25 protein-coding genes and 1 tRNA gene are annotated in these 19,282 nt (G+C 57.1%); 12 read left to right on the top strand and 14 right to left on the bottom strand.

All coding sequences use genetic code 11. The annotated features are described in order from the left end of the window. Window positions 1-2 precede the first annotated feature (2 nt). The 4 genes from ACR0D7_RS02500 to ACR0D7_RS02485 all read left to right on the top strand — a co-directional run bounded on the left by ACR0D7_RS02500 (window position 3) and on the right by ACR0D7_RS02485 (window position 2,921). A complete protein-coding gene (locus tag ACR0D7_RS02500) occupies window positions 3-554 on the top strand; it encodes a 6,7-dimethyl-8-ribityllumazine synthase (RefSeq protein ID WP_480677591.1) in 552 nt (183 codons plus the stop codon). Beyond that, window positions 551-1,033, top strand: coding sequence for a transcription antitermination factor NusB (gene nusB / locus ACR0D7_RS02495; RefSeq protein WP_480677590.1), 483 nt, complete (start codon window positions 551-553; stop codon window positions 1,031-1,033). Before ACR0D7_RS02500 ends, nusB begins: the two co-directional genes overlap by 4 nt. 58 nt (window positions 1,034-1,091) lie before the next feature. Next, entirely contained in the window at window positions 1,092-1,388 is a 297-nt protein-coding gene (locus tag ACR0D7_RS02490; protein ID WP_480677589.1) for a hypothetical protein, read from the top strand. A gap of 147 nt (window positions 1,389-1,535) precedes the next feature. Further along, a complete protein-coding gene (locus ACR0D7_RS02485; RefSeq protein WP_480677588.1) occupies window positions 1,536-2,921 on the top strand; it encodes a PIG-L family deacetylase in 1,386 nt (461 codons plus the stop codon). Between the two features lie 208 nt (window positions 2,922-3,129). On the opposite strand, the gene ACR0D7_RS02480 is transcribed toward ACR0D7_RS02485, so the two are convergent. After that, a complete protein-coding gene (locus ACR0D7_RS02480) occupies window positions 3,130-3,555 on the bottom strand; it encodes an SRPBCC family protein (RefSeq protein ID WP_480677587.1) in 426 nt (141 codons plus the stop codon). Next, a complete protein-coding gene (locus ACR0D7_RS02475; RefSeq protein WP_480677586.1) occupies window positions 3,552-3,872 on the bottom strand; it encodes an ArsR/SmtB family transcription factor in 321 nt (106 codons plus the stop codon). The genes ACR0D7_RS02480 and ACR0D7_RS02475 overlap by 4 nt, the downstream gene beginning before the upstream one ends. Window positions 3,873-3,986: 114 nt before the next feature. On the opposite strand from ACR0D7_RS02475, the gene ACR0D7_RS02470 reads away from it, so the two are divergent. Next, entirely contained in the window at window positions 3,987-4,418 is a 432-nt protein-coding gene (locus ACR0D7_RS02470) for an MmcB family DNA repair protein (protein ID WP_480677585.1), read from the top strand. 4 nt (window positions 4,419-4,422) lie between these two features. Here the strand turns inward: ACR0D7_RS02470 and ACR0D7_RS02465 are convergent, their stop codons facing one another. Beyond that, window positions 4,423-4,611, bottom strand: coding sequence for a DUF6324 family protein (locus tag ACR0D7_RS02465; protein WP_170381572.1), 189 nt, complete (start codon window positions 4,609-4,611; stop codon window positions 4,423-4,425). Window positions 4,612-4,688: 77 nt separating this feature from the next. Here ACR0D7_RS02465 and ACR0D7_RS02460 point away from each other — a divergent pair, with 77 nt between their 5' ends. Next, window positions 4,689-5,171 (top strand): GNAT family N-acetyltransferase, encoded by a 483-nt coding sequence (locus tag ACR0D7_RS02460; protein ID WP_480677584.1) that lies wholly within the window; start codon window positions 4,689-4,691, stop codon window positions 5,169-5,171. Between the two features lie 47 nt (window positions 5,172-5,218). Then, window positions 5,219-5,295: transfer RNA gene (locus ACR0D7_RS02455), tRNA-His, on the top strand. Window positions 5,296-5,399: 104 nt separating this feature from the next. Here ACR0D7_RS02455 and ACR0D7_RS02450 read toward each other — a convergent pair. The 10 genes from ACR0D7_RS02450 to secG form a co-directional block, all read right to left on the bottom strand. Next, window positions 5,400-6,206 carry an ABC transporter permease gene (locus ACR0D7_RS02450; RefSeq protein ID WP_170569332.1) on the bottom strand — a complete coding sequence of 269 codons (807 nt, stop codon included), beginning with the start codon at window positions 6,204-6,206 and terminating at the stop codon, window positions 5,400-5,402. Further along, on the bottom strand, window positions 6,203-7,090 hold the full coding sequence (locus tag ACR0D7_RS02445) for an ABC transporter permease (RefSeq protein ID WP_170381798.1): 888 nt from the start codon (window positions 7,088-7,090) through the stop codon (window positions 6,203-6,205). Before ACR0D7_RS02445 ends, ACR0D7_RS02450 begins: the two co-directional genes overlap by 4 nt. A 72-nt stretch (window positions 7,091-7,162) precedes the next feature. Further along, the gene (locus ACR0D7_RS02440) at window positions 7,163-7,876 is read right to left on the bottom strand and encodes a transporter substrate-binding domain-containing protein (protein ID WP_480677583.1); all 714 of its coding nucleotides are present in this window, start codon (window positions 7,874-7,876) and stop codon (window positions 7,163-7,165) included. Between the two features lie 38 nt (window positions 7,877-7,914). After that, on the bottom strand, window positions 7,915-8,691 hold the full coding sequence (locus ACR0D7_RS02435) for an ABC transporter ATP-binding protein (RefSeq protein ID WP_480677582.1): 777 nt from the start codon (window positions 8,689-8,691) through the stop codon (window positions 7,915-7,917). 152 nt (window positions 8,692-8,843) lie between these two features. Next, window positions 8,844-9,560 carry a phosphate/phosphite/phosphonate ABC transporter substrate-binding protein gene (locus tag ACR0D7_RS02430; RefSeq protein WP_480678001.1) on the bottom strand — a complete coding sequence of 239 codons (717 nt, stop codon included), beginning with the start codon at window positions 9,558-9,560 and terminating at the stop codon, window positions 8,844-8,846. A gap of 5 nt (window positions 9,561-9,565) precedes the next feature. Beyond that, entirely contained in the window at window positions 9,566-10,003 is a 438-nt protein-coding gene (locus ACR0D7_RS02425; RefSeq protein ID WP_170569340.1) for a tellurite resistance TerB family protein, read from the bottom strand. A gap of 21 nt (window positions 10,004-10,024) precedes the next feature. Next, window positions 10,025-10,474 (bottom strand): tellurite resistance TerB family protein, encoded by a 450-nt coding sequence (locus ACR0D7_RS02420; protein WP_170381796.1) that lies wholly within the window; start codon window positions 10,472-10,474, stop codon window positions 10,025-10,027. 122 nt (window positions 10,475-10,596) lie between these two features. Then, window positions 10,597-11,370 carry an isocitrate lyase/PEP mutase family protein gene (locus ACR0D7_RS02415; RefSeq protein ID WP_480677581.1) on the bottom strand — a complete coding sequence of 258 codons (774 nt, stop codon included), beginning with the start codon at window positions 11,368-11,370 and terminating at the stop codon, window positions 10,597-10,599. 102 nt (window positions 11,371-11,472) lie between these two features. Beyond that, on the bottom strand, window positions 11,473-13,116 hold the full coding sequence (locus ACR0D7_RS02410; protein ID WP_170381564.1) for a CTP synthase: 1,644 nt from the start codon (window positions 13,114-13,116) through the stop codon (window positions 11,473-11,475). Between the two features lie 160 nt (window positions 13,117-13,276). Beyond that, entirely contained in the window at window positions 13,277-13,642 is a 366-nt protein-coding gene (secG, locus tag ACR0D7_RS02405; protein ID WP_480677580.1) for a preprotein translocase subunit SecG, read from the bottom strand. Between the two features lie 150 nt (window positions 13,643-13,792). Here secG and nthA point away from each other — a divergent pair, with 150 nt between their 5' ends. The 5 genes from nthA (at window position 13,793) to ACR0D7_RS02380 (ending at window position 17,169) form a co-directional block, all read left to right on the top strand. Next, window positions 13,793-14,407, top strand: a complete 615-nt coding sequence (gene nthA, locus ACR0D7_RS02400) for a nitrile hydratase subunit alpha (RefSeq protein WP_480678000.1) — start codon at window positions 13,793-13,795, stop codon at window positions 14,405-14,407. After that, window positions 14,404-15,081 (top strand): nitrile hydratase subunit beta, encoded by a 678-nt coding sequence (gene nthB / locus ACR0D7_RS02395; protein ID WP_480677579.1) that lies wholly within the window; start codon window positions 14,404-14,406, stop codon window positions 15,079-15,081. Before nthA ends, nthB begins: the two co-directional genes overlap by 4 nt. Then, window positions 15,078-15,413 (top strand): nitrile hydratase accessory protein, encoded by a 336-nt coding sequence (locus ACR0D7_RS02390; protein WP_480677578.1) that lies wholly within the window; start codon window positions 15,078-15,080, stop codon window positions 15,411-15,413. Before nthB ends, ACR0D7_RS02390 begins: the two co-directional genes overlap by 4 nt. A gap of 218 nt (window positions 15,414-15,631) precedes the next feature. Next, window positions 15,632-16,927: an adenylosuccinate synthase gene (locus tag ACR0D7_RS02385; protein WP_170569355.1), complete on the top strand. Its 1,296-nt coding sequence runs from the start codon at window positions 15,632-15,634 to the stop codon at window positions 16,925-16,927. Then, a complete protein-coding gene (locus tag ACR0D7_RS02380) occupies window positions 16,927-17,169 on the top strand; it encodes a DUF2842 domain-containing protein (RefSeq protein WP_170381561.1) in 243 nt (80 codons plus the stop codon). The genes ACR0D7_RS02385 and ACR0D7_RS02380 overlap by 1 nt, the downstream gene beginning before the upstream one ends. Window positions 17,170-17,600: 431 nt before the next feature. On the opposite strand, the gene ACR0D7_RS02375 is transcribed toward ACR0D7_RS02380, so the two are convergent. Continuing rightward, a complete protein-coding gene (locus ACR0D7_RS02375; protein WP_480677577.1) occupies window positions 17,601-19,211 on the bottom strand; it encodes a hypothetical protein in 1,611 nt (536 codons plus the stop codon). Window positions 19,212-19,282: the final 71 nt, after the last annotated feature.

The following is a 19,282-nucleotide window of genomic DNA, read 5'->3' as shown; positions in this document are numbered from 1 at the left end:
TCGTGGCTGAACAAGACAAACATGGCGTTCTGCCGACGCCGACCTTTGATAAGCCGGTGAAACTGCTGCTCGTGGTGGCTCCGTTCTATCGCGCTATTGCTGACAATCTGGTCGCAGGTGCCAAGGCCGAGATTGAGGCCGCAGGTGGTACTTGCGAAGTGGTCGAGGTGCCTGGCGCGCTGGAAATCCCAACGGCGATCGCTATGGCCGATCGCCAGTGCAATTTCGACGGCTATGTCGCGCTGGGCTGCGTCATTCGCGGCGAGACTACGCACTATGAAACCGTCTGCAATGACTCAAGCCGGGCGATCCAGTTGATGGGGCTGCAGGGGCTTCTTATCGGCAACGGTATCCTGACCGTCGAAAATGACGATCAGGCCGAAGTCCGTGCAAATCCCGAAAAGATGAATAAAGGCGGCGGAGCAGCCGCTGCGGCCTTGCATCTGATCGCACTCAGCCGTAAGTGGGGCGCTTCGAAAAAGGGCGTTGGCTTCAAGCCCCCGTCCGAGTCCATCCTTGTGGCGGGCGACAGCAACGGATCCACGACAGCATGACCCAGACAGACGCGCCAAAACCGGCCAACCAGAAACGCCTGATGAAATCCGCAGCGCGGCTTTATGCCGTGCAGGCGCTGTTCCAGATGGAGCAGTCGGGTCAGACAACCGAACAGGTAGTGAACGAGTTTCTGGATCACCGTTTTGGCGCAGTCTACGAGGGCGATGAAATGCTGGAAGGCGATATCAGCGTTTTCCGCAAGCTGGTCGAAGATGCTGTCAACTATCAGGCACCGATCGATCAGATGACTGATCGCGCGCTGGTGGCCAAATGGCCCATCGCGCGCATCGACCCAACGCTACGCGCCACCTTCCGCGCTGCTGGGGCTGAGCTGACGCAAAGCGATACGCCGCCCAAGGTTGTAATCACGGAATTTGTTGATGTGGCCCGCGCCTTCTTCCCAGAAGGTAAGGAGCCGAAATTCGTCAACGCTGTGCTGGATCACATGGCGCGCGAGGCCCAGCCCGAGGCGTTCTGACGCCTTTACCACGGCTTGATATGCGCTAGCCTGAAAGTCAGAGCGCAAGGAGGCCGTTATGCCGAAACTGATCCGTCTGTATATCACACAGGTTGCTTGGGGATTTGTAATCTCGGCGGTTTTCGTCGGGGTTTTGCTTGCGCTGAACGTTGCCAACCTGCGCAACTTGATCACCGGATCTGATATGGGCCTGATCGCGCTGCTCATGATCTGGTTTATGAACGGCATCGTCTTTGCCGGAGTTCAGTTTGCTTATGCGATTATGAGCATGGCAGAAAAACCTCGGGGGCCGCGTCGCGGGACCCCGGTGGCTGTCAGTTTCAAACCTGCGACGGTCAAGGTTGAAGAAAACTAAAAACCTGCAGGGAACAAAAGGGCCAAAGCGTTAGCGTCGGGTACCGTCCTGATTTGATCCTTGGTTATCTCAACCACTTGAATGTCGTCGCGCCTTGTCCTCTGATGTCGATCAAACAAAACGACCGGCACGGAAAGAGCAGTACCTGTGAACACTCCTACCTATGAAGAGGTCATCGCGTCTGACGCCTTTCGCAATGACCTTAAAGACCTGAATCGCTCCATCGCCGATAGCCTGATGCAGGCTGGTGAGCCCGTCGCAATCAATGGGAACGTTTGCTATGGCCATATGGTGCAGGACTTCCATTTGGGCGATCTGGAACCCGCGATGGAGCCAAAGCGGCGCGCGTTGTTTCAGATGGCGCAGGAGAGCTCGTGTTTTGCTGAATTGGGCGTCGCCGGGGGGCATGCGGCTTTGCTGGCCTTGCACTCCAACCCGTCCCTTACATTTGTTGGGATAGATCTGGGACAGCGGTTGCGACAATCCTGGCCGCCGGTGGATGTCTATGTACCGGTCGTTTTCAACTGGTTCGAAAACAGGTTTCCCACGCGCGTAAAGCTGTATCTGTCCGATGCCATCGACGGGCTGCGGCAAGCAGCGGTGGATCAGCCGTTCGGTCCAATTGATCTGCTTCATCTGGATGCAATGAAAAACAACAGAATTGCCGAGCTAGAGGCAGCATGGCCGGGATTGGCAGAGCGGTGCTATCTTCTGCAAGGAGACAACAAAAACGGCCACGTTAAGGCCAGTTCTGAGAAGTTGATCGCAGAGGGGCGAGCACGCCGGGTGACCTCTTCGCGGTTTCAGGCCATTCAAAGCGCAAACTATGATGTTTTGGAAACGGGTCCGGGTGTTGCAGCGGGCAGGGTCAGCCTCGCCAGCCTAAAGGACGATCGAATTCTGCTTTGTGTGTGTCATCAGGACGATGAAACCTTGTTTTGTGGATCCACTCTTTCCCATTTGAAAGACCGCGCAGATGTGACGATTGCCAGTTTCTTCCGCCCGGCTCCGAACCGCCGTGATACGGAAACTCGTGAGGCGGCGATGCAGCGCGTATGCGACGCGCTTGGTGCAAGCAGAATTCAGTTCCCCTTTGCGGTAGAGCGGGATCACCGCAGGTTGCGGCGCTTCATTGAAATGCCTTCTGCGTCAGAGGTTCACCCACCAGAAATACTGCGCCCTCTAAACCGGCACCCATTGTTCGAATTGCTTAGCGGGTCGGCCTTTGCACTAATGGAACAGATAAAGCCTTCGACAGTTATCACTCATAATCATGTCGGGGAATATGGGCATATCGAACATGTTCTGCTGCATCATGCGGTCGCGCAGGCAGCCAGACGTTATGAACAAGCGCGTGTGTTAAATTTCGGTGTTGGATTGCAGGAAGTTGATTTGGTGGTGCCTTCCTGGCCCGAGCGAAAGAACAGCCTTTACGACGAATACATGCCGCAATGGAATGGCCGTCGAATGTATGATTTTGCCCTGTCAGATGAGGCTTTCGTCGTACAGGATGTGTCCGAAATCGAAAGCTGACGTGGAAATGTGGCGGGACCGCCAGTCAACCGTGCGGTGTGATTCCCGAGGACCTGTATGTACAGGTGGGCGCCAGGTAATCAGGCCAGGACCTGAACAGAGCCAGCCCCCTCGGAATTGCTTAAGGCCACCAGAATGCTACCAATCACAAGAAGGGCAGAACCCGCCACGCGCTTAAGTAGGGCGTACGGCGGGATTGCACAAGGGGTCAGGCGTCAACTGTTTCGTGCAAAGCAGTGCGCATCTGGCCGAAATGTTCATCCCAGCCGCTGTCTAGCGAGAGGATGAGACCAAAGGCGTCAGCACTCTGCGGTAGGCCTTCATGCTGTAGCCCAAGTCTCGTGCCGCCGGGAACAGGTTCCAGGATCCATTTGACCACGCTGACAGTGTCACCCATAGGTTTGACCGCAAATGTATACTCCAGATACTCCGGTGGCCGAGCAACGCGCACCTCGCCCCAAATCAGGAGATCGCCGCTGGTCGTCCCTAACATCTCAAGTTTTTGCCCCGCGGTCAGTGGGCGTTTGGGTTTGTGAAACCATTCGGCTAGTCGGTCAGGTTCAGTCAGATAGTCCCAGACCGTCTCGGGGTCGGCCCGCAGAAAGATCGTTTTTTGCAGAATGGTGTGTGTCATGTGTCATTCCTTTCAATGGCTTCTTTAAGATTGTTCAGGCGGTCATCCCAGAACTGGTCGAAATATCTGAGCCAGTCTAGGACTGGCGCCATTCCCTGAGGTTCCAGCCGGTTGATGCGCTCCCGACCGCGTGTCTCGACGGTAATCAGGCCGCCATCTGACAGCACGGTCAGGTGTTTTTTGATTGCCGCGCGGGTCATGTCGAACCGCTCAGTCAGTTGGGCGATAGTCATTTCCTGCATGGCGAGCATCTGCACAATGTTGCGCCGGGTCGGATCGGCCAACGCGCGAAACGCGTTTTGAGTTTGGTCCTGCATGTGGTTCACCATAAGAGATACCATTAGGTATCATGTTTATGTAGTACCAAATGGTATCATGTCAAGGGCGACACCGCGCTTGATTTTTGTTCACTAATTGTTCACATTCGCCAGATGACACTAGATCTTCAACCCGGACAACAACTGGCGCGTGGCGTCGCCCGCCACTTGCTGACGCATGGCTTTGTTTCGGTTGAGGAATTCGTGCCGACCCGAGGGTTGCGTGTCGATGTAATGGGTCTGGGGCCGAAGGGTGAACTGTGGGTGGTTGAATGCAAATCCAGTCGGGCTGACTATCAATCGGATTCAAAATGGCAAGGATATCTGGAGTGGTGCGATCGGTTCTTTTGGGCTGTAGATACCGAATTCCCGACGGATCTGTTGCCGACCGAAACCGGCCTGATTATTGCCGATGCCTATGATGCCGAAATCGTGCGGATGGCGCCGGAAGACAAAGTTGCTCCGGCACGGCGCAAGAAGATGATCCAGAAATTTGCAGCCGACGCCGCACGCCGATTGCAGGTGCTGCGCGATCCCCGGCTATAAACGTTCAGCGCTTTACGGCGCGGGCCGCCTGAGCTGCCGCGCGGATTTCGTCCGCAATTTCTTCGGCCTCTTCGGGGTCGAAATCCATCGGAATCTCGATGCCATCGGCTTCGATGAACAGCCGTATCATGCCTTGATCGGTGGGGCCGATCTGCAGGTTGGCCTGAATGTCGCGTTCGGTGTTGATGCCCATGTTCGCCTCCGGGACTGAGCGTTTGTGCTAGCGCGCAAAGGGTTGAGAATCAAGCTGCCTTTGCAGTCAATTGAGGTATGCAGGACGTTCAGATCAGACCTTTTCGCGCCACAGATGTACCCTGGCTGGTTGAGCAGCACGACAGGCTCTATGCCCGAGATGAAGGGTTTGATGCCTCGTTCGGTGCTTTGGTTCAGGACATACTGGATGATTTTGTCGCAAGTCATGATCCGACGCGAGAGAGGGGCTGGATCGCCGAACGCGCGGGACAAAACTTGGGCAGTATCTTCTGCGTCGCACTGGATGAGCGAACCGCAAAGCTTCGGCTTTTTCTATTGGTGCCAGAGGCGCGGGGGCAGGGGCTGGGAAAACGCATGCTGGGCACGTGTATAGGCTTTGCGCGCAGCGTAGGGTTCATGGAAATGCGGCTCTGGACTCATGAAAGTCATCGGGCCGCCTGCGCGCTCTATCGGCGTAATGGTTGGCAGTTGCTGGACAGCAAACCGGTGCATTCCTTTGGCGTCAATCTTGTCGAACAAAGCTGGAGAATTCGGCTTTAATCCTCTTGCATTCCTCGGGCGCGTTCGGTACATCGCCCCTCACAAGTGCCGCCTTAGCTCAGTTGGTTAGAGCGCTGGATTGTGGATCCAGAGGTCCCCTGTTCAAGCCAGGGAGGCGGTACCATCCTTCTTTTTCATCATCCTGAACAGCGGGCAGATGCCCCCGGTCTCAGTGCCGATTACGATGTCAGTTGACAGTGGTGCAAGCAACGGTTGGCGCGCCCGTGTTCAGCGCGCCAGATTCAGTCTCAGCTTCAACTTGGTCCGCTTGGCTTCTGGAAGATGCCGGTTCAACCTCTTGTTCACCATACCGAATCCCCAGATGACCATCAGGGTCAGCAGGATGAAGTAGAAGGCCAGAATTGGGTAAGAGATGAATGGGTTGAATGTCTTGTCCGCGAAATAACCCGCGTAATACAGCGCATCGCCCCGTTGCTGCCAAACCGGGAAGGCCGAGAAGAACACAAGCGTGGTGGCGTGGAACAGGAAGATTGCCTCGTTCGTATAGGCAGGCCAGGCCAGCCGCAGCATGGTCGGCCAGATAATGCGGCGGAAGCGCGCCCAACCGGTCATGCCATATGCATCTGCAGCCTCGATATCGCCCTTTGGGATCGACCTCAGCGCGCCATAGAAGATTTCACCCGAATAGGCCGCGGTATTGCAGAACAATACGATCAGTGCGCCCAGCCAGGCGGAGGTGAGCACGTCGAGGAATGGATAGTTCTGCTTTAGCGACAGGAAGAAGAAGTAGGCAAAGAAGAATTGGATGAACAGCGGAGAGCCCCGGAACAGGAAGATGAACCATTCCGACGGCTTACGCAGCCATTTCTTTGTGGATGCTTTGCCCAAGGCCAGCGCCGTGGCCAGGAAAAACCCAGTCGCCAGCGCCATGATCCCGAAATACACGTTCCAAATCATGCCCGAGCCGATCAGGGTGAACTGTTCGCACAGGGTAAAGTCGCTGCGGGGCAGAAGACGCTCGCCAATACCGATCGAGCGCAGGCCATAGTCCTGGATGGTCTGAATACAGCTCATGCCGTGGTCTCCTTGCGCAGAAGCTCTCCGCCCGATGTCGCCTGACCGTGCGACAGGCGGCGCATCAGCCGCTCAAGGCCAATTTCAGAGACACGGGTCATGCCCAGATAGAACACAAGCAAGGCAAGGAAGTACCACATGCGCCAGTCGCCATGTGGATATTGGGTGAATTTAGGGTTCTTGAACGCTCCCAGTTCACGCGCCCAATAGACGATGTCTTCGATACCCAGCAGGAACAGCAGCGGTGTGGCTTTGATCAGCACCATCCACAGGTTCGACAGGCCGGGTAGGGCATAAACCCACATCTGCGGCACCAGAATGCGCCAGAAGGTCTGGCGGCGGGTCATGCCATAGGCTGCTGCCGTTTCCAGTTGAGCATGCGGCACGGCGCGCATGCCGCCGAACAGAACATTGGCGGCGAAAGCGCCGAAAACGATAGAAAAGGTAATGACGGCCAAAAAGAAGCCGTAAGTCTCGTGCACCCATTCGGGTGAGCTGCCCAGCGGTAGCTTGGCCGCCTGACACACGATAAAGTCGTTGCCCTGACGGATCGGGTCAGTCCACTCGGGACATAAAATCTTATGACGGGTCCATTCGAACGCCTGATCCAATGCAATCACGAAGAACATAAAAAAGGCGATATCCGGCACACCCCGAACGATGGCGATATAACCTTTGCCGAGCAAGGTGAGCGGTAGGAAATGCGACCGGGCTGCCATGGCCCCCAGAAAGCCAAAGCCCAATGCCACCGGTGCGGTAATCGCAAGCAACAGTAAGACCTTGAAGAAGGATAGGTAGAACAGCCAATGCACACCGTTGGTCAGATAGCAGGAGAACCAGCGGAACGTGCCGAGTGTATCGGGATCAGTACAGAACGAAAAAATGGCGGGCCTCTTTGACTGGCAAGGGCTCAGATGGGGCGCGCCTTAGGGGCAGGCGCGCCGCAGAGTGTTAAATTAGAAGGTCGAGGACACTTCCCACTTGGTGATCATCTCATTCAGGCTGCCGTCGTCCTTCATGGACTGGATAGCCGCGTTGAACTTTTCTTTCAGGTCACCGTCGGATTCCCGCACGCCGATGCCGACACCTCCGCCCAGCGCAACTTCTTCACCGACGAAAGTCAGGCCTGAGCCATCTTCGGTGACGGGTACCAGGAAGGATTTATCTGCCAGTACTGCATCCGCTTCGCCGTTGCGCACAGCAGCAAGTGTTTCTTCTAGGCTTGCGAACTCAACCAGAGTTGCGCCGGACTCCGCAACGTAGCCCGCTTGAATGGTGCCGGTCTGTGCTGCGATCACGCCGCCTGTCAGGTCGACGCCGTCGGACATGGCGACATAGGATGACGGATCGGGTGGCGTGTAGTTCTGAGTGAAGTCAATGACTTCATCACGCTCGTCGGTTATCGACATACCTGCAAGGATCGCGTCGTAGTTTCCCGATACCAGGTTCGGAATGATCGAATCCCAGTCGTTCTTGACCCATTCGCATTCCAGATTGGCACGTTTGCACAGCTCATCGCCCAACTCGCGTTCGAATCCGTCGATTTCGCCTGCGTCGTTGATGAAATTCCACGGTGCGTAGGCAGCCTCGGTGCCCAGACGGATCGTGTCCGCCATGGCCATGCCAGCGCCGAGCGCAAGAGCCGCTGTGGTCAGAATCAGTTTTTTCATTGGATACTCCCCAGTTTGTTTTCTGTCCTGAAGTTAATTTAAGCCGCCTTTGTGGCGGAGAGAAAGCCCCGAAGCCGTTCAGATTCGGGGGAGGTAAAGATATCTTCCGGCAGCCCTTCTTCCTCGATCAGGCCTTGATGCAGGAAAACGACGTGGCTTGAGATGTCAGCAGCCATTTTCATGTCGTGGGTCACGATAATCATGGTGCGGCCTTCGGCGGCCAGATCCTTGATGACCTTGATCACTTCCTGCTCCAACTCAGGGTCGAGCGCTGACGTCGGTTCATCGAACAGCAAAGCTTCGGGTTCCATGCAAAGGCCACGTGCAATTGCCGCGCGTTGTTGCTGGCCACCGGACAATTGCGCGGGGTAGACGTCGCACTTGTCTCCGATTCCCACTTTTTCCAGATACTTACGGGCGCTGTCTTCGACCTCTTTAAGGTCACGGCCAAGAACGGTGACGGGTGCCTCCATCACATTTTGCAGGATGGTCATGTGGGCCCACAGGTTGAACTGCTGGAACACCATCGACAGGTTGGTGCGGATGCGCATGACTTGTTTCGGGTCTGCGGGGCGGCGATTGTACATGTCCCCCGACCAGCGCACGGGTTCACCCTTGAACAGGATCTCGCCCTGCTGGCTGTCCTCCAGCAGGTTGCAGCAGCGAAGCAGTGTGGATTTACCCGATCCGGACGATCCGATCAGCGAAACCACATCTCCGCGCCTTGCCGTAATGTCGACCCCCTTCAGCACTTCGAGTTGGCCAAAGCTTTTGTGGAGGTTCTTGATTTCGATTACGGGTGTGGAATCTGTCACGAGTGGCCCATGTGTTATCGGTGTTGGTGCGGTAATAGGGCTTAAATTTCGGGGCAATGCAATGCGCAATTGACACCATCGGGCACTGAAACCGTCAAATTGACCATGCGTATTGGCCAAATCGATCAGCGACAGAGCTGACCGGTCTAGTTTCAGGCAGGATTGGGGATCGAGAGATAGTCCGTAGCCGGAATGTCGATCAAGCCGCGCAAGTGCAGCAAATCACGGTCGCACGGTTGCAATTCAGTGATCGCAGCCCGAATGGCGCATGTGATGGCGTGCGCGTCTTGGTTCTTGCTGGTGATATAGGGAAGGGCCGGGGTAGGGACAGTGGCCTCCACTTCGCGCAGGGCCTTGCCAAGGTCGGAATGCTCCTTGAGCAGTTCCCAGGTTAGTGCATCCAACGCAGCAAAATCGGCGCGCCCTTCTGCCACGGTATCCGCCGAGACTGCATGGCCGCCGGTCTCCAGGGTGGCATTGGGGCTGAGGTTGAGCGCTTCAAGGTGGATTATTGGACCCGCCCAGCCGGATTGGGACAGGCGCTCGTTATAGGCAAAGGTGCCGGTTGAGAGCTGGCTGAGGTCGCGAGGATCACCCTGACGGGCAATAAAGATAGAGCGGTAATAGCCCGGGGGACACCCGTCCAACCCATAGTCCGGTGTGCCGACCAGTTGCACTTTGCCGCGCAGGTGGATGCGGTAGGGCATGCCGCAAGTTTGGGCAAAGGTCAGGTCCGGGCATTGCCAGATATCCCAGAAATCGACATCTCTTGTCAGATTATCGGGGCCGAATCCCAAGTGTTTTCGAATCAAAGTCCAAAAGCGATCATTCGCGGGCTGCAGCGCGGGCATGTCATACATGCCCAGCATCGCAATCACGACTTAGCAACCTTCTGACGAGCCAGCGCAGAGTCCACATCGCTGACCCCGAGCAGGCTGACCACCAACCGCAGCAAAGAATCCTCTTCGCCGGTACGGTGGCCGTCAGCCAAAGCAACCGACCACATCGCCTGCACCACGGCTAGGCGGTCGTCATAAGCCACAGCCTCTTTGATCGCACGGGTGAAACGCACAGTGTCGGGGGCTTCGGCTTCTAGATCCTCGGCCTGGGCGCGCAGGGCTGCGGCCTCGAACGGAGACAGGCCATAGCGTTGGGCCGAAATCTTGTCGATTCGGGCCATCTCGCTGTCGGCGTAATCGTTGTCGGATCGGGCAATGCGCACCAACAAGGCCGTCAAGGCCAGGCGAGCGTCATCTTCGGCCAGAGGGTCGGGCGCAGGCTGCGTGAGCCGGGACAGGAAATCACTAAACATGGGCTTAGGTATAGATGGGGGTCATCGCTCTTCCAAGCTCCTTTGCACGCGCTCACGGGCGGCCTGGCTGTCGTTGAAGCTGAGGCCCATCGCGATGCGCGCCTCTTCCACGATGTTGATCTCACCTTCGTCCGAGTTTCCATCGGCCAAGACGACCTCCCATAGGGCGTCTAAGGCGGCCAGACGTTCGTGCAAGTCGGTGGTTTCGCGGATCAGCTTGCCGAACGTGTCGGTGTCAGGCGCAGCGGCGTGCAGTTTTTCACATGTGGCCCGTACTTTGGCGGCCTCTATCGCGTTGTGCTGATAGAGCCGTGCAAGGATGCGGTCGATCAAGCTGATTTCTTCCAGCTTGTAGTCCCGATCTGCCTGCGCCACGCGCACCATGAGCGCGCCCAAGGCCAGTTCGGCATCTGGGTCGGGCAGGTTGTCGGTTTGTGGCGGGCGAAAGGCCTGAAAGAATTTCTTCAACATAGCGCGAGGATATTTCATTATTTGAGGGCCGCCAAGCGCGGACTACCCGTCATTACACTGAATGTTCGAATGACCGCCAGACGAGGCGAAAACACGCTGAGCGTGATCCATTCCCACTTGGTTCAATCCGTTTGAAACGCCTGTTTTGCCTGCTCCTGCAGCCATCCAAGCATCTGTCGATAGGGGATCGGGCCATAACTGATGCGCGCCACGCCCAGACCCGCCAGCGTTTTTGTATCCGGGGTGCCGGGCAGGGCAATGATGTTGACCGGCAGATCGGTCGATTCGCACAGGCGGGCAATCAGGCCTTCGTTCTTAAGACCCGGTGCAAAGAACCCGCTTGCCCCGGCATCGGCATAGGCTTGGGCCCGGGCAATCGCCTCGTCCAACATCGTGTCGTCATGGGTTTCAGGCTTGGCCTTCAAAAAGATATCCGTGCGAGCGTTGATAAAGGCCGGGATGCCTGCCGCATCGCAGCCTTCGCGCATGGCCCGGACCCGAGCCTCTTGCGTTTCAATGTCATACAGGTCGCTGGTGCCAACGATCTGGTCTTCGAAATTGAAACCGATCACGCCTGTCTCAAGCGCGCGTTGCGCGTTGGTGGCAACACCCAGCACATCCTCGGCATAGGCCCCTTCGAAATCCAGCGTCACCGGAAGATCAACCGCTGCGACGATCCGGCGGGCATTGTCCAGCGCCGCATCCATTGGGATGTTCTGACCATCCCCGAATCCCTGTGCCATCGCCACCGGAGCACTGCCCGTCGCAATTGCCTTGGCCCCTGCATCACCTACAGCCCCGGCGCTGCCTGTATCCCAGATATTGTACAGAATAACCGGATCGCCCTTCTTGTGCAGGGCTGCAAAACTTTCAGCTTTGGTGATTTGGTTGGACATGTCGGTCTCCTGTCGCTGGGTCGAGGACAGTTAACCGTGGAAACAGCGGGCGCGTACAGGTTTTTTCGCGCCCGCCGTCACAATGCAGTGACTGATCTGCCGTCAGACCAGTCGCGAGCTGTCCTTGGCCGCGCGCACGAAGTCGCGGAACAGCGGGTGCGGGTCAAACGGTTTGGATTTGAGTTCCGGGTGGTACTGCACACCGATGAACCACGGGTGATCCGACCATTCGACGATTTCCGGCAGACGGCCATCTGGTGACATGCCCGAGAAGTTCAGGCCCGCTTTTTCCAGCTTTTCACGATACTTGATGTCCACCTCATAACGGTGACGGTGGCGTTCTTCGATCTGGGTTCCACCATAGACCTCGGCCACTTTCGAGCCCTCGGCCAGCACCGCGTTATACGCGCCCAGACGCATGGTGCCGCCCTTGTCGTCGCCGACTTTGCGTTCAACCTTGTGGTTGCCCTGAACCCACTCTTTCAGGTGGTAAACCACAGGTTCAAAACGCCGCTTCCCGGCTTCGTGGTCGAATTCTTCAGACCCGGCTTCGGCGATGCCCGCCGCGTTCCGTGCCGCTTCGATCACCGCCATCTGCATGCCAAGGCAGATGCCCAGATAGGGCACCTTATGTTCGCGTGCGTATTGAGCCGCTTTGATCTTGCCCTCAGTACCACGCTCGCCGAAGCCACCGGGGACAAGGATCGCATGGAATCCCTCAAGATGCGGTGCCGCGTCTTCGGTGTCGAATACCTCGGCATCGACCCACTCAACCTTGACCTTGACCCGGTTGGCCATGCCGCCATGGGTCAGCGCCTCGGCGATCGACTTATAGGCGTCTTCCAGCTGGGTGTATTTACCGACGATGGCGACCTTCACTTCGCCTTCGGCGTTGTGGATGCGGTCGCTGACGTCTTCCCACTTGGCCAGATCCGGTTTCGGGGCTGGGCTGATCTGAAACGCGTCCAGAACCGCCTGATCCAAACCTTCTTTGTGATAGGCCAGAGGGGCGTCGTAGATGGTGCTCAGGTCCTGTGCGGCGATCACACTGTCTGGGCGCACGTTGCAGAACAGGGCCAGCTTCTCGCGTTCTTTCTTTGGAATCGGCCCTTCGGAGCGGCAGACCAGAATATCGGGGGCCAGACCGATCGACCGCAGCTCTTTCACCGAGTGCTGGGTCGGTTTGGTTTTCAGCTCGCCTGACGCCTTGATGTAGGGCAGCAGCGTCAGGTGCATGAATATGCACTGCCCGCGCGGTTTGTCTTGGCTAAACTGACGGATGGCCTCAAAGAAGGGCAGGCCCTCGATATCGCCGACGGTGCCGCCGATCTCACAGAGCATGAAATCAACCTCATCCTCACCAATGGCGATGAAATCCTTGATCTCATTTGTGACGTGCGGGATCACCTGAATGGTCTTGCCAAGGTAGTCGCCGCGGCGTTCCTTCTCAAGCACGTTGGAATAGATCCGCCCCGAACTGACCGAGTCGGTCTTGCGCGCCGCAACCCCGGTGAATCGTTCGTAGTGGCCAAGGTCCAGATCGGTTTCGGCCCCGTCATCGGTCACGAAAACCTCGCCATGTTCGAATGGCGACATGGTGCCGGGATCAACGTTCAAATAGGGGTCCAGCTTGCGCAGACGCACCGAATATCCCCGGGCTTGCAACAAAGCGCCCAAAGCCGCCGAAGCCAGTCCTTTGCCCAAGGATGAAACCACACCACCAGTGATGAAAATAAAACGCGCCATGTTTGTTCGGCTGCTCCCGTGAGACGTCAAAATCAGCTGCCCGGCGGTTCCGAAAAACCGCTGCATCACGGGACTTCACGTATAAAGGATTCGCGCCAATAGCGCAAGAGAACCGCAAGATGCTGTTGCAGCTCTCTTTCTGAATTCTAGGTTTTGTGGATCAGTCGGCTTGCGGAATCAGCGGCGCGTTGTCGCCCTGTGCCGGAGGCAGAAGATCATTTGCCGACGGAACCTCCGGAGTGCTTTCCTCGACCGGAGCCGGGGCCGGAACGCCCAGACGGTCAATCACCGAGCTGCCCGAGGACTTCTGAGCCGCCAGAATGGTCAGCGTGATCGAGGTGACGATAAAACATGCCGCCAGAATCCACGTGACCTTGCCCAGAGCCGTCGCTGCCGCGCGGCCTGTCATGGCACCACCGCCGCCACCGCCCATTCCCAGGCCGCCGCCTTCGGACCGCTGCATCAAAACAACGGCAATCAGGCCCAAAGCCAAGAGAAGGTGGATGATGAGAACGACGTTTTCCATGGTGGTCCTGTACAGCGTGGCGTGTATCGCGAGGTACTTATGCAAGTTTGCCATCGGGGGCAAGGGAGGAGTTCACATCATGACCTGTGACGCGCGGTATCACATCAAAGAGACTGGACAGGTGGGTAATCGGTGACGCAGGCTGCGGCCATGCCTCATGACGATCCCGACCACCCGCACGCCCTGTTGCCGCCAGAACCCGCGCTACGCGTTAAAGCGCTGGAAACGATTCTGACCCGCAAAGGACTGATTGATCCGGCAGCGCTGGATGAGATCATCGATACTTATCAAAACAAGATCGGTCCGCAGAATGGTGCACGCGTTGTCGCGAAGGCCTGGAGAGATCCTGACTTCAAGGCCGCGCTGTTGGAAGATGCAACGCCGGTGCTCGCCGACCTTGGGTACTATGGTCGGCAGGGCGAACATATGGTGGTGGTCGAAAATACGCCCCAACAACACAATATGGTCGTATGTACCTTGTGCAGTTGCTACCCTTGGCCTCTGCTGGGCATCCCGCCGGGCTGGTACAAATCCGATGCCTATCGCGCCCGCGCAGTACGCGAGCCGCGCAAGGTACTGGCCGAGTTCGGCGTGACCTTACCAAGCGAAACGTCGGTGCGTGTGTGGGATTCTACGGCTGAGATTCGCTACCTGATCCTTCCCATGCGTCCCGTTGGGACAGACGGGATGAATGAAGAGGAGTTGGCCGCTTTGGTGACCCGCGACAGCATGATTGGTACAGGTCTGCCAAAGGTGCCAGCATGACTCGGGTTCATGATATGGGTGGCCGGTTTGGCGACGGGCCAGTTATCCCCGAAAGCGAAAACGGCCCGGTTTTTTCGGAAGACTGGCACGGCCGCGCATTGGCTGTAACAGTGGCGTCAGATTTTCTGGGACAGTGGAACATTGATATCAAGCGCCATGCGCGCGAATGTTTGTTACCGAAAGACTACAGCCGTTTTTCCTACTATGAGAAATGGATCGCAGGGCTAACTAATCTTCTGATCGAAAAAGGTGTGCTTACTCCGGATGATCTGCGTGGCAGCGGAGATTCCGCAAAGCACCCCTTGGCGATACGCGCCTTAAAGGCCGAGGATGTCGCTGCAGCACTGTCCAAGGGAGGCCCTGCGGACCGCCCCACAAGCATTGCAGCGCAGTTTGTGGCCGGGCAACAGGTGCGTACGGTGCGTCCGGCAGCCAACCGACTGGTTGATGGTGGCCATACGCGCCTACCGCTTTACGCTTCTGGTGCGACCGGAAAGGTCGTGAGGCAGCACGGTACGCATGTCCTGCCCGATTCCAACGCACACGGTCTGGGCGAGGCTCCAGAACCGCTTTACGCTGTGGTTTTTGCGGCCTCCGAGCTTTGGCTAAACCCCGAACACCCCGGTGATGAAGTGGTGTTGGATCTCTGGCAAAGTTATCTGGAGCCCGCATGAGTGACTGCACCACGCATACTGCACCCGAGCCGGTTTTTGCCGAACCCTGGCACGCGCAAGTTTTTGCCGTAACCGTTGCCTTGAACGAGGCAGGGCGGTTTGACTGGTCTGATTGGGCGTCTCGCTTTTCGGCAACTCTCAAACGTAACGGTCTTGCGCGAGAACTGGACGGCGGTGACGACTATTTCCACGCCTGGCTGGAAACGCTTGAGGCATTGTTGGCAGAGCAGGGCGCAGCCTTGCCGGATGACGTGCGAAACCTGCATTTGGCTTGGGAAGAGGCCTATCTGACCACACCTCACGGGCAGCCGGTGTATTTGAGGCAAAGCTAGAAAAGGGGGCTCTGCCCCCGCCGCCCGTTCCGGGCGCCTCCCCCGAGATATTTACAGCCAGATGAAGCAGGGATCCATTCTTCATCTGGCCCCAAATATCTCCGCCGGAGGCACCGCGCTTGGCGCGGTTCTATTCTGCGGCGAATTACCGGTTTCCCTGCCGCGTTGTCCTCGTTATACGAGCCGAGTTTGGTAATTCAGCGCAAAAAGGACCGGATATGGCCAACGTGGTTGTTGTCGGCGCCCAATGGGGCGACGAGGGAAAAGGCAAGATCGTCGACTGGCTCAGCGAGCGGGCAGACGTGATCGCGCGCTTTCAGGGCGGGCATAACGCTGGTCATACGCTGGTGATCGATGGCGAGGTCTACAAACTGCACGCGTTGCCTTCGGGCGTTGTGCGCGGTGGTAAACTGAGTGTCATTGGTAATGGTGTCGTGCTGGACCCTTGGCACCTGATAAAAGAGATCGGGACCATCCGGGCGCAGGGCGTCGACATTTCTCCCGAGACGCTGATGATCGCCGAAAACACGCCGTTGATCCTGCCGATTCACGGCGAGTTGGATCGTGCACGCGAAGAAGCTGCCAGTAAGGGGACCAAGATCGGGACCACGGGGCGTGGTATCGGTCCGGCTTACGAAGATAAGGTGGGCCGTCGGTCTGTACGAGTTGCCGATCTGGCCGATGAGGCGACACTTGAAGCCCGAGTGGACCGCGCATTGCAGCACCATGATCCGCTGCGCAAAGGTCTGGGGATCGAACCGGTTGATCGGGACGCACTTATCGCGCAGTTGAAAGAGATCGCGTTGCAAATTCTGCCGTTTGCTGCTCCGGTTTGGAAAGTGCTGAACGAAAAGCGCAAAGCAGGCAAACGTATCCTGTTCGAAGGGGCGCAGGGCGCGCTGCTGGACATCGATTTTGGCACCTATCCGTTTGTGACCTCGTCCAATGTGATCGCGGGCCAGGCGGCTACGGGTGTTGGGATCGGACCGGGTTCGATTGATTTCGTACTGGGTATTGTCAAAGCCTATACCACCCGCGTCGGCGAAGGCCCGTTCCCGACCGAACTGGATGACGACGATGGCCAGCGCCTTGGTGAGCGCGGGCATGAATTCGGAACGACCACCGGGCGCAAGCGCCGCTGCGGTTGGTTCGATGCCTGCCTTGTGCGCCAGACATGCGCCACCAGTGGTGTAAACGGTATCTCGCTTACCAAGTTGGATGTTCTGGATGGGTTCGAAACGCTGAAAATCTGTGTGGGATATGAGCTGGATGGCGAGCGTCTGGATTATCTGCCCACCGCTGCTGATCAGCAGGCCCGGTGTACGCCAATCTACGAAGAAATGCCCGGTTGGAGCGAATCCACAGAAGGCGCGCGCAGCTGGGCTGATCTGCCTGCAAACGCGATCAAATATGTGCGCCGCGTTGAAGAACTGATTGAGTGCCCCGTTGCCCTTCTGTCCACCAGCCCGGAGCGGGAAGACACCATTTTGGTGACCGACCCGTTTGCCGACTGATGAGCGGCGAAGGCAAACCCGGCCTCAGCTATAAAGCCCGGCGGCGATGGTCGCTGGTGCTTCTGCTGATTGGGCTGCCCGTCTATATCGTAGCGGTGGTGACAGTCGTGAACTGGCTTGACCGCCCGCCGATTTGGCTGGAACTTTTGGTCTATGTTGCGCTGGGCATCTTGTGGGCACTGCCCTTCAAGTTCGTCTTCAAAGGTGTCGGCAAGGAAGACCCGGATCAGTCATCTGACTGAGGTTGGTCGGTTTCCGATTGCGACCAAGTCAGAACCGCAATGCGTCATTGGCGGGACCTATGCGCGTGTCTGACATGTGCCAGCTGAGTATCGCGTAGGCTGATACGGGATACTCACACAAAGTCTATTCGTTGGTGCCGAGTTAGAGCCCGAACAGAGATGTCAGGACGTCGGTGTCCAAATTGTGAATTGGCTTATTATTTTCAGCTAGTCGTAAACTCTAAAGCGTTCTGGAAATTCAATCTGGGGTCGTCCCCGCTTGAATGGAACTGGGCATGAACAATACAAAATGCCCGAGATAGGCGCATTTGTGCATAGCAGCTCAATGTAGGTGTGGGATTCCGACCTTCAAACAAAGGCGTGAAAGGTTTTGTTCAACCAAAATGGGCCAGAATTACCTCTGACCCATCATCATTCGAGTTGCTTGGCGGTTAACCTGCAGCCCGCTCATCATCCGGGCGGAAGCCGATCTGGGTCGAGGCCGAAAAACGTCCACCTCCCGCTTTTTCAATCTTGCCGTCCCGCAATAGCTGGCCGAATGAACGCAGGCTTTCCTCTCGGTTGAAGTCGTCCTGCTTGAGCGAGCGAACCTTGTTCATCAACTGCGGGCGCGAGAACTGTTCCTGGCCTTCAATGAAGGACAGATATGAAGCGGCCGCCTCAAGCAAGTCAGGCAGGGATTGCGCGCCCTGCTCTTGGGCGAACAGGGCAAAGCCGCCTTCTTCGGTAGAGCCATCTGCGGAACTGGTCTTCACACGGCGGGGGCTAATCGGTCCTGTATCTTCAGTGGCCCGATTGTCGATACGTTGTTCCGCCACCAGTTTCAGCGGCGCGTTAGCGTCGCTACTTGGGCGCGCGGTGGTCACTTCGGTTTCCGGGCGGCGGGGGCTGACGACTGAGGACATATCTTCGCGGTAGTCCCCTTCGTTGTTGTCCTCCTGCGTGTCCGCTGCAACATGGCGTTCGGCTTCGGTCGCAGCTACGGCTGCACGCAAGTGTGTGTAAGCTTCGCGCTGGTCGCTGGTGCTCGGGTCGTTCAGACGCTCGCTGGCCTTGTCCATCAGGCGCGAAACATCTTGATCCATATCCAGTTTCTCAGCATCCGCCTTGGCTGCGCGGTTTGCCAAAATGGTTTCCACGCTGGCAATCTCTTCCAGCAGATCAACCTCATCATCTTCGGTAAGAACGTTATCTTCAGACTCCGCAACGACGTCATTGTCAGGCTCGGCGTCGCTGAGGATATTGGCGTCTTCCTCATCTTCATCGAAATCCGTGAACCAGGCGCCCGTCAGGGTGGATTCGTCTTCTGGCTGTTCCTCGTCGGTAACCTCTGAAGAGTCTGTTGCCAGTGCCTCTGGTTCGTTTTCCAGTTCCGACAGCTCTGTTTCTTCTACTTCGGCAGTGAACTCTGTTTCGGGTTCGACCGGTTCCTCGGTTACATTTGGCGCTTCAACAAGCGGACTGGGCTCGGCGGTGGCATCGTCCAAATCTGCTGGATCCAATGTGCCAGCAGCAAAGGCTGCAGCGACGGCATCAGAAGGTCCGGCGCTTTTCATAAGAGACGTATCTTCATCTTCTGTGTAGATGACCGAATTTTCATCGGAGTGAGAGACAACGGCCCGGATACGCTGCAATTTGGCGGCTATGCTGTCAGCCGCAGGTGCTGCTGCATCTTCGACGGGTTCCGCCTCGGCAAAAAACGCTTGAGCAGAGGGCGGGGCAGGAGGCGTGTCGACGACGCTCGGCTGTGGTGCGCTTGTTGTTGGGTGCGACTGCGCCGCGGCCTGTTCTGTGGATCGGATCAGCAATCCAGCCTCATTCCGGCTGGCTTCAACCCTGCGCGAAACATCCCGTTGCGCGATACGCGTCAGCATCTCTGTGTCGGGTTGCGGAGGCTCGGAACCAAAGTAGCGATCATCAGCGGCGAGGTCACGAAAGTACTCGGCGATCGCCTTCATCGTCTCGAAGGAATCGTCAAAGCCTTCCAAAGTGCATGAGAAGGTCCCGTAAGAAACGGTCAATACCTTGTTATTCTGTACCATCAGACGCACGTCCTCTACAAACTACATGAGCCACCTAACACTGCGATAGGTACACCTGTGGCTCGAAACTC

It is taken from the genome of Ruegeria sp. BB7 (assembly GCF_056539365.1).
Note: the sequence above shows the minus strand (reverse complement) of the source record. Positions and strands in the feature narration are given on the sequence as shown.

Bases quoted from the DNA above. Each gene is read 5' to 3' on its own strand.
- ACR0D7_RS02390 (WP_480677578.1), top strand. From the start codon at position 15,078: ATGAGTGACTGCACCACGCATACTGCACCCGAGCCGGTTTTTGCCGAA.
- ACR0D7_RS02410 (WP_170381564.1), bottom strand. From the start codon at position 13,116: ATGGCGCGTTTTATTTTCATCACTGGTGGTGTGGTTTCATCCTTGGGC.
- ACR0D7_RS02420 (WP_170381796.1), bottom strand. From the start codon at position 10,474: ATGTTGAAGAAATTCTTTCAGGCCTTTCGCCCGCCACAAACCGACAAC.
- ACR0D7_RS02450 (WP_170569332.1), bottom strand. From the start codon at position 6,206: ATGAGCTGTATTCAGACCATCCAGGACTATGGCCTGCGCTCGATCGGT.
- nusB (WP_480677590.1), top strand. From the start codon at position 551: ATGACCCAGACAGACGCGCCAAAACCGGCCAACCAGAAACGCCTGATG.
- ACR0D7_RS02385 (WP_170569355.1), top strand. From the start codon at position 15,632: ATGGCCAACGTGGTTGTTGTCGGCGCCCAATGGGGCGACGAGGGAAAA.
- ACR0D7_RS02375 (WP_480677577.1), bottom strand. From the start codon at position 19,211: ATGGTACAGAATAACAAGGTATTGACCGTTTCTTACGGGACCTTCTCA.
- ACR0D7_RS02430 (WP_480678001.1), bottom strand. From the start codon at position 9,560: ATGCTGGGCATGTATGACATGCCCGCGCTGCAGCCCGCGAATGATCGC.
- ACR0D7_RS02460 (WP_480677584.1), top strand. From the start codon at position 4,689: ATGCAGGACGTTCAGATCAGACCTTTTCGCGCCACAGATGTACCCTGG.
- ACR0D7_RS02470 (WP_480677585.1), top strand. From the start codon at position 3,987: ATGACACTAGATCTTCAACCCGGACAACAACTGGCGCGTGGCGTCGCC.
- ACR0D7_RS02380 (WP_170381561.1), top strand. From the start codon at position 16,927: ATGAGCGGCGAAGGCAAACCCGGCCTCAGCTATAAAGCCCGGCGGCGA.
- ACR0D7_RS02425 (WP_170569340.1), bottom strand. From the start codon at position 10,003: ATGTTTAGTGATTTCCTGTCCCGGCTCACGCAGCCTGCGCCCGACCCT.
- ACR0D7_RS02475 (WP_480677586.1), bottom strand. From the start codon at position 3,872: ATGCAGGACCAAACTCAAAACGCGTTTCGCGCGTTGGCCGATCCGACC.
- ACR0D7_RS02440 (WP_480677583.1), bottom strand. From the start codon at position 7,876: ATGAAAAAACTGATTCTGACCACAGCGGCTCTTGCGCTCGGCGCTGGC.
- ACR0D7_RS02415 (WP_480677581.1), bottom strand. From the start codon at position 11,370: ATGTCCAACCAAATCACCAAAGCTGAAAGTTTTGCAGCCCTGCACAAG.
- ACR0D7_RS02490 (WP_480677589.1), top strand. From the start codon at position 1,092: ATGCCGAAACTGATCCGTCTGTATATCACACAGGTTGCTTGGGGATTT.
- ACR0D7_RS02465 (WP_170381572.1), bottom strand. From the start codon at position 4,611: ATGGGCATCAACACCGAACGCGACATTCAGGCCAACCTGCAGATCGGC.
- secG (WP_480677580.1), bottom strand. From the start codon at position 13,642: ATGGAAAACGTCGTTCTCATCATCCACCTTCTCTTGGCTTTGGGCCTG.
- nthA (WP_480678000.1), top strand. From the start codon at position 13,793: ATGCCTCATGACGATCCCGACCACCCGCACGCCCTGTTGCCGCCAGAA.
- nthB (WP_480677579.1), top strand. From the start codon at position 14,404: ATGACTCGGGTTCATGATATGGGTGGCCGGTTTGGCGACGGGCCAGTT.
- ACR0D7_RS02480 (WP_480677587.1), bottom strand. From the start codon at position 3,555: ATGACACACACCATTCTGCAAAAAACGATCTTTCTGCGGGCCGACCCC.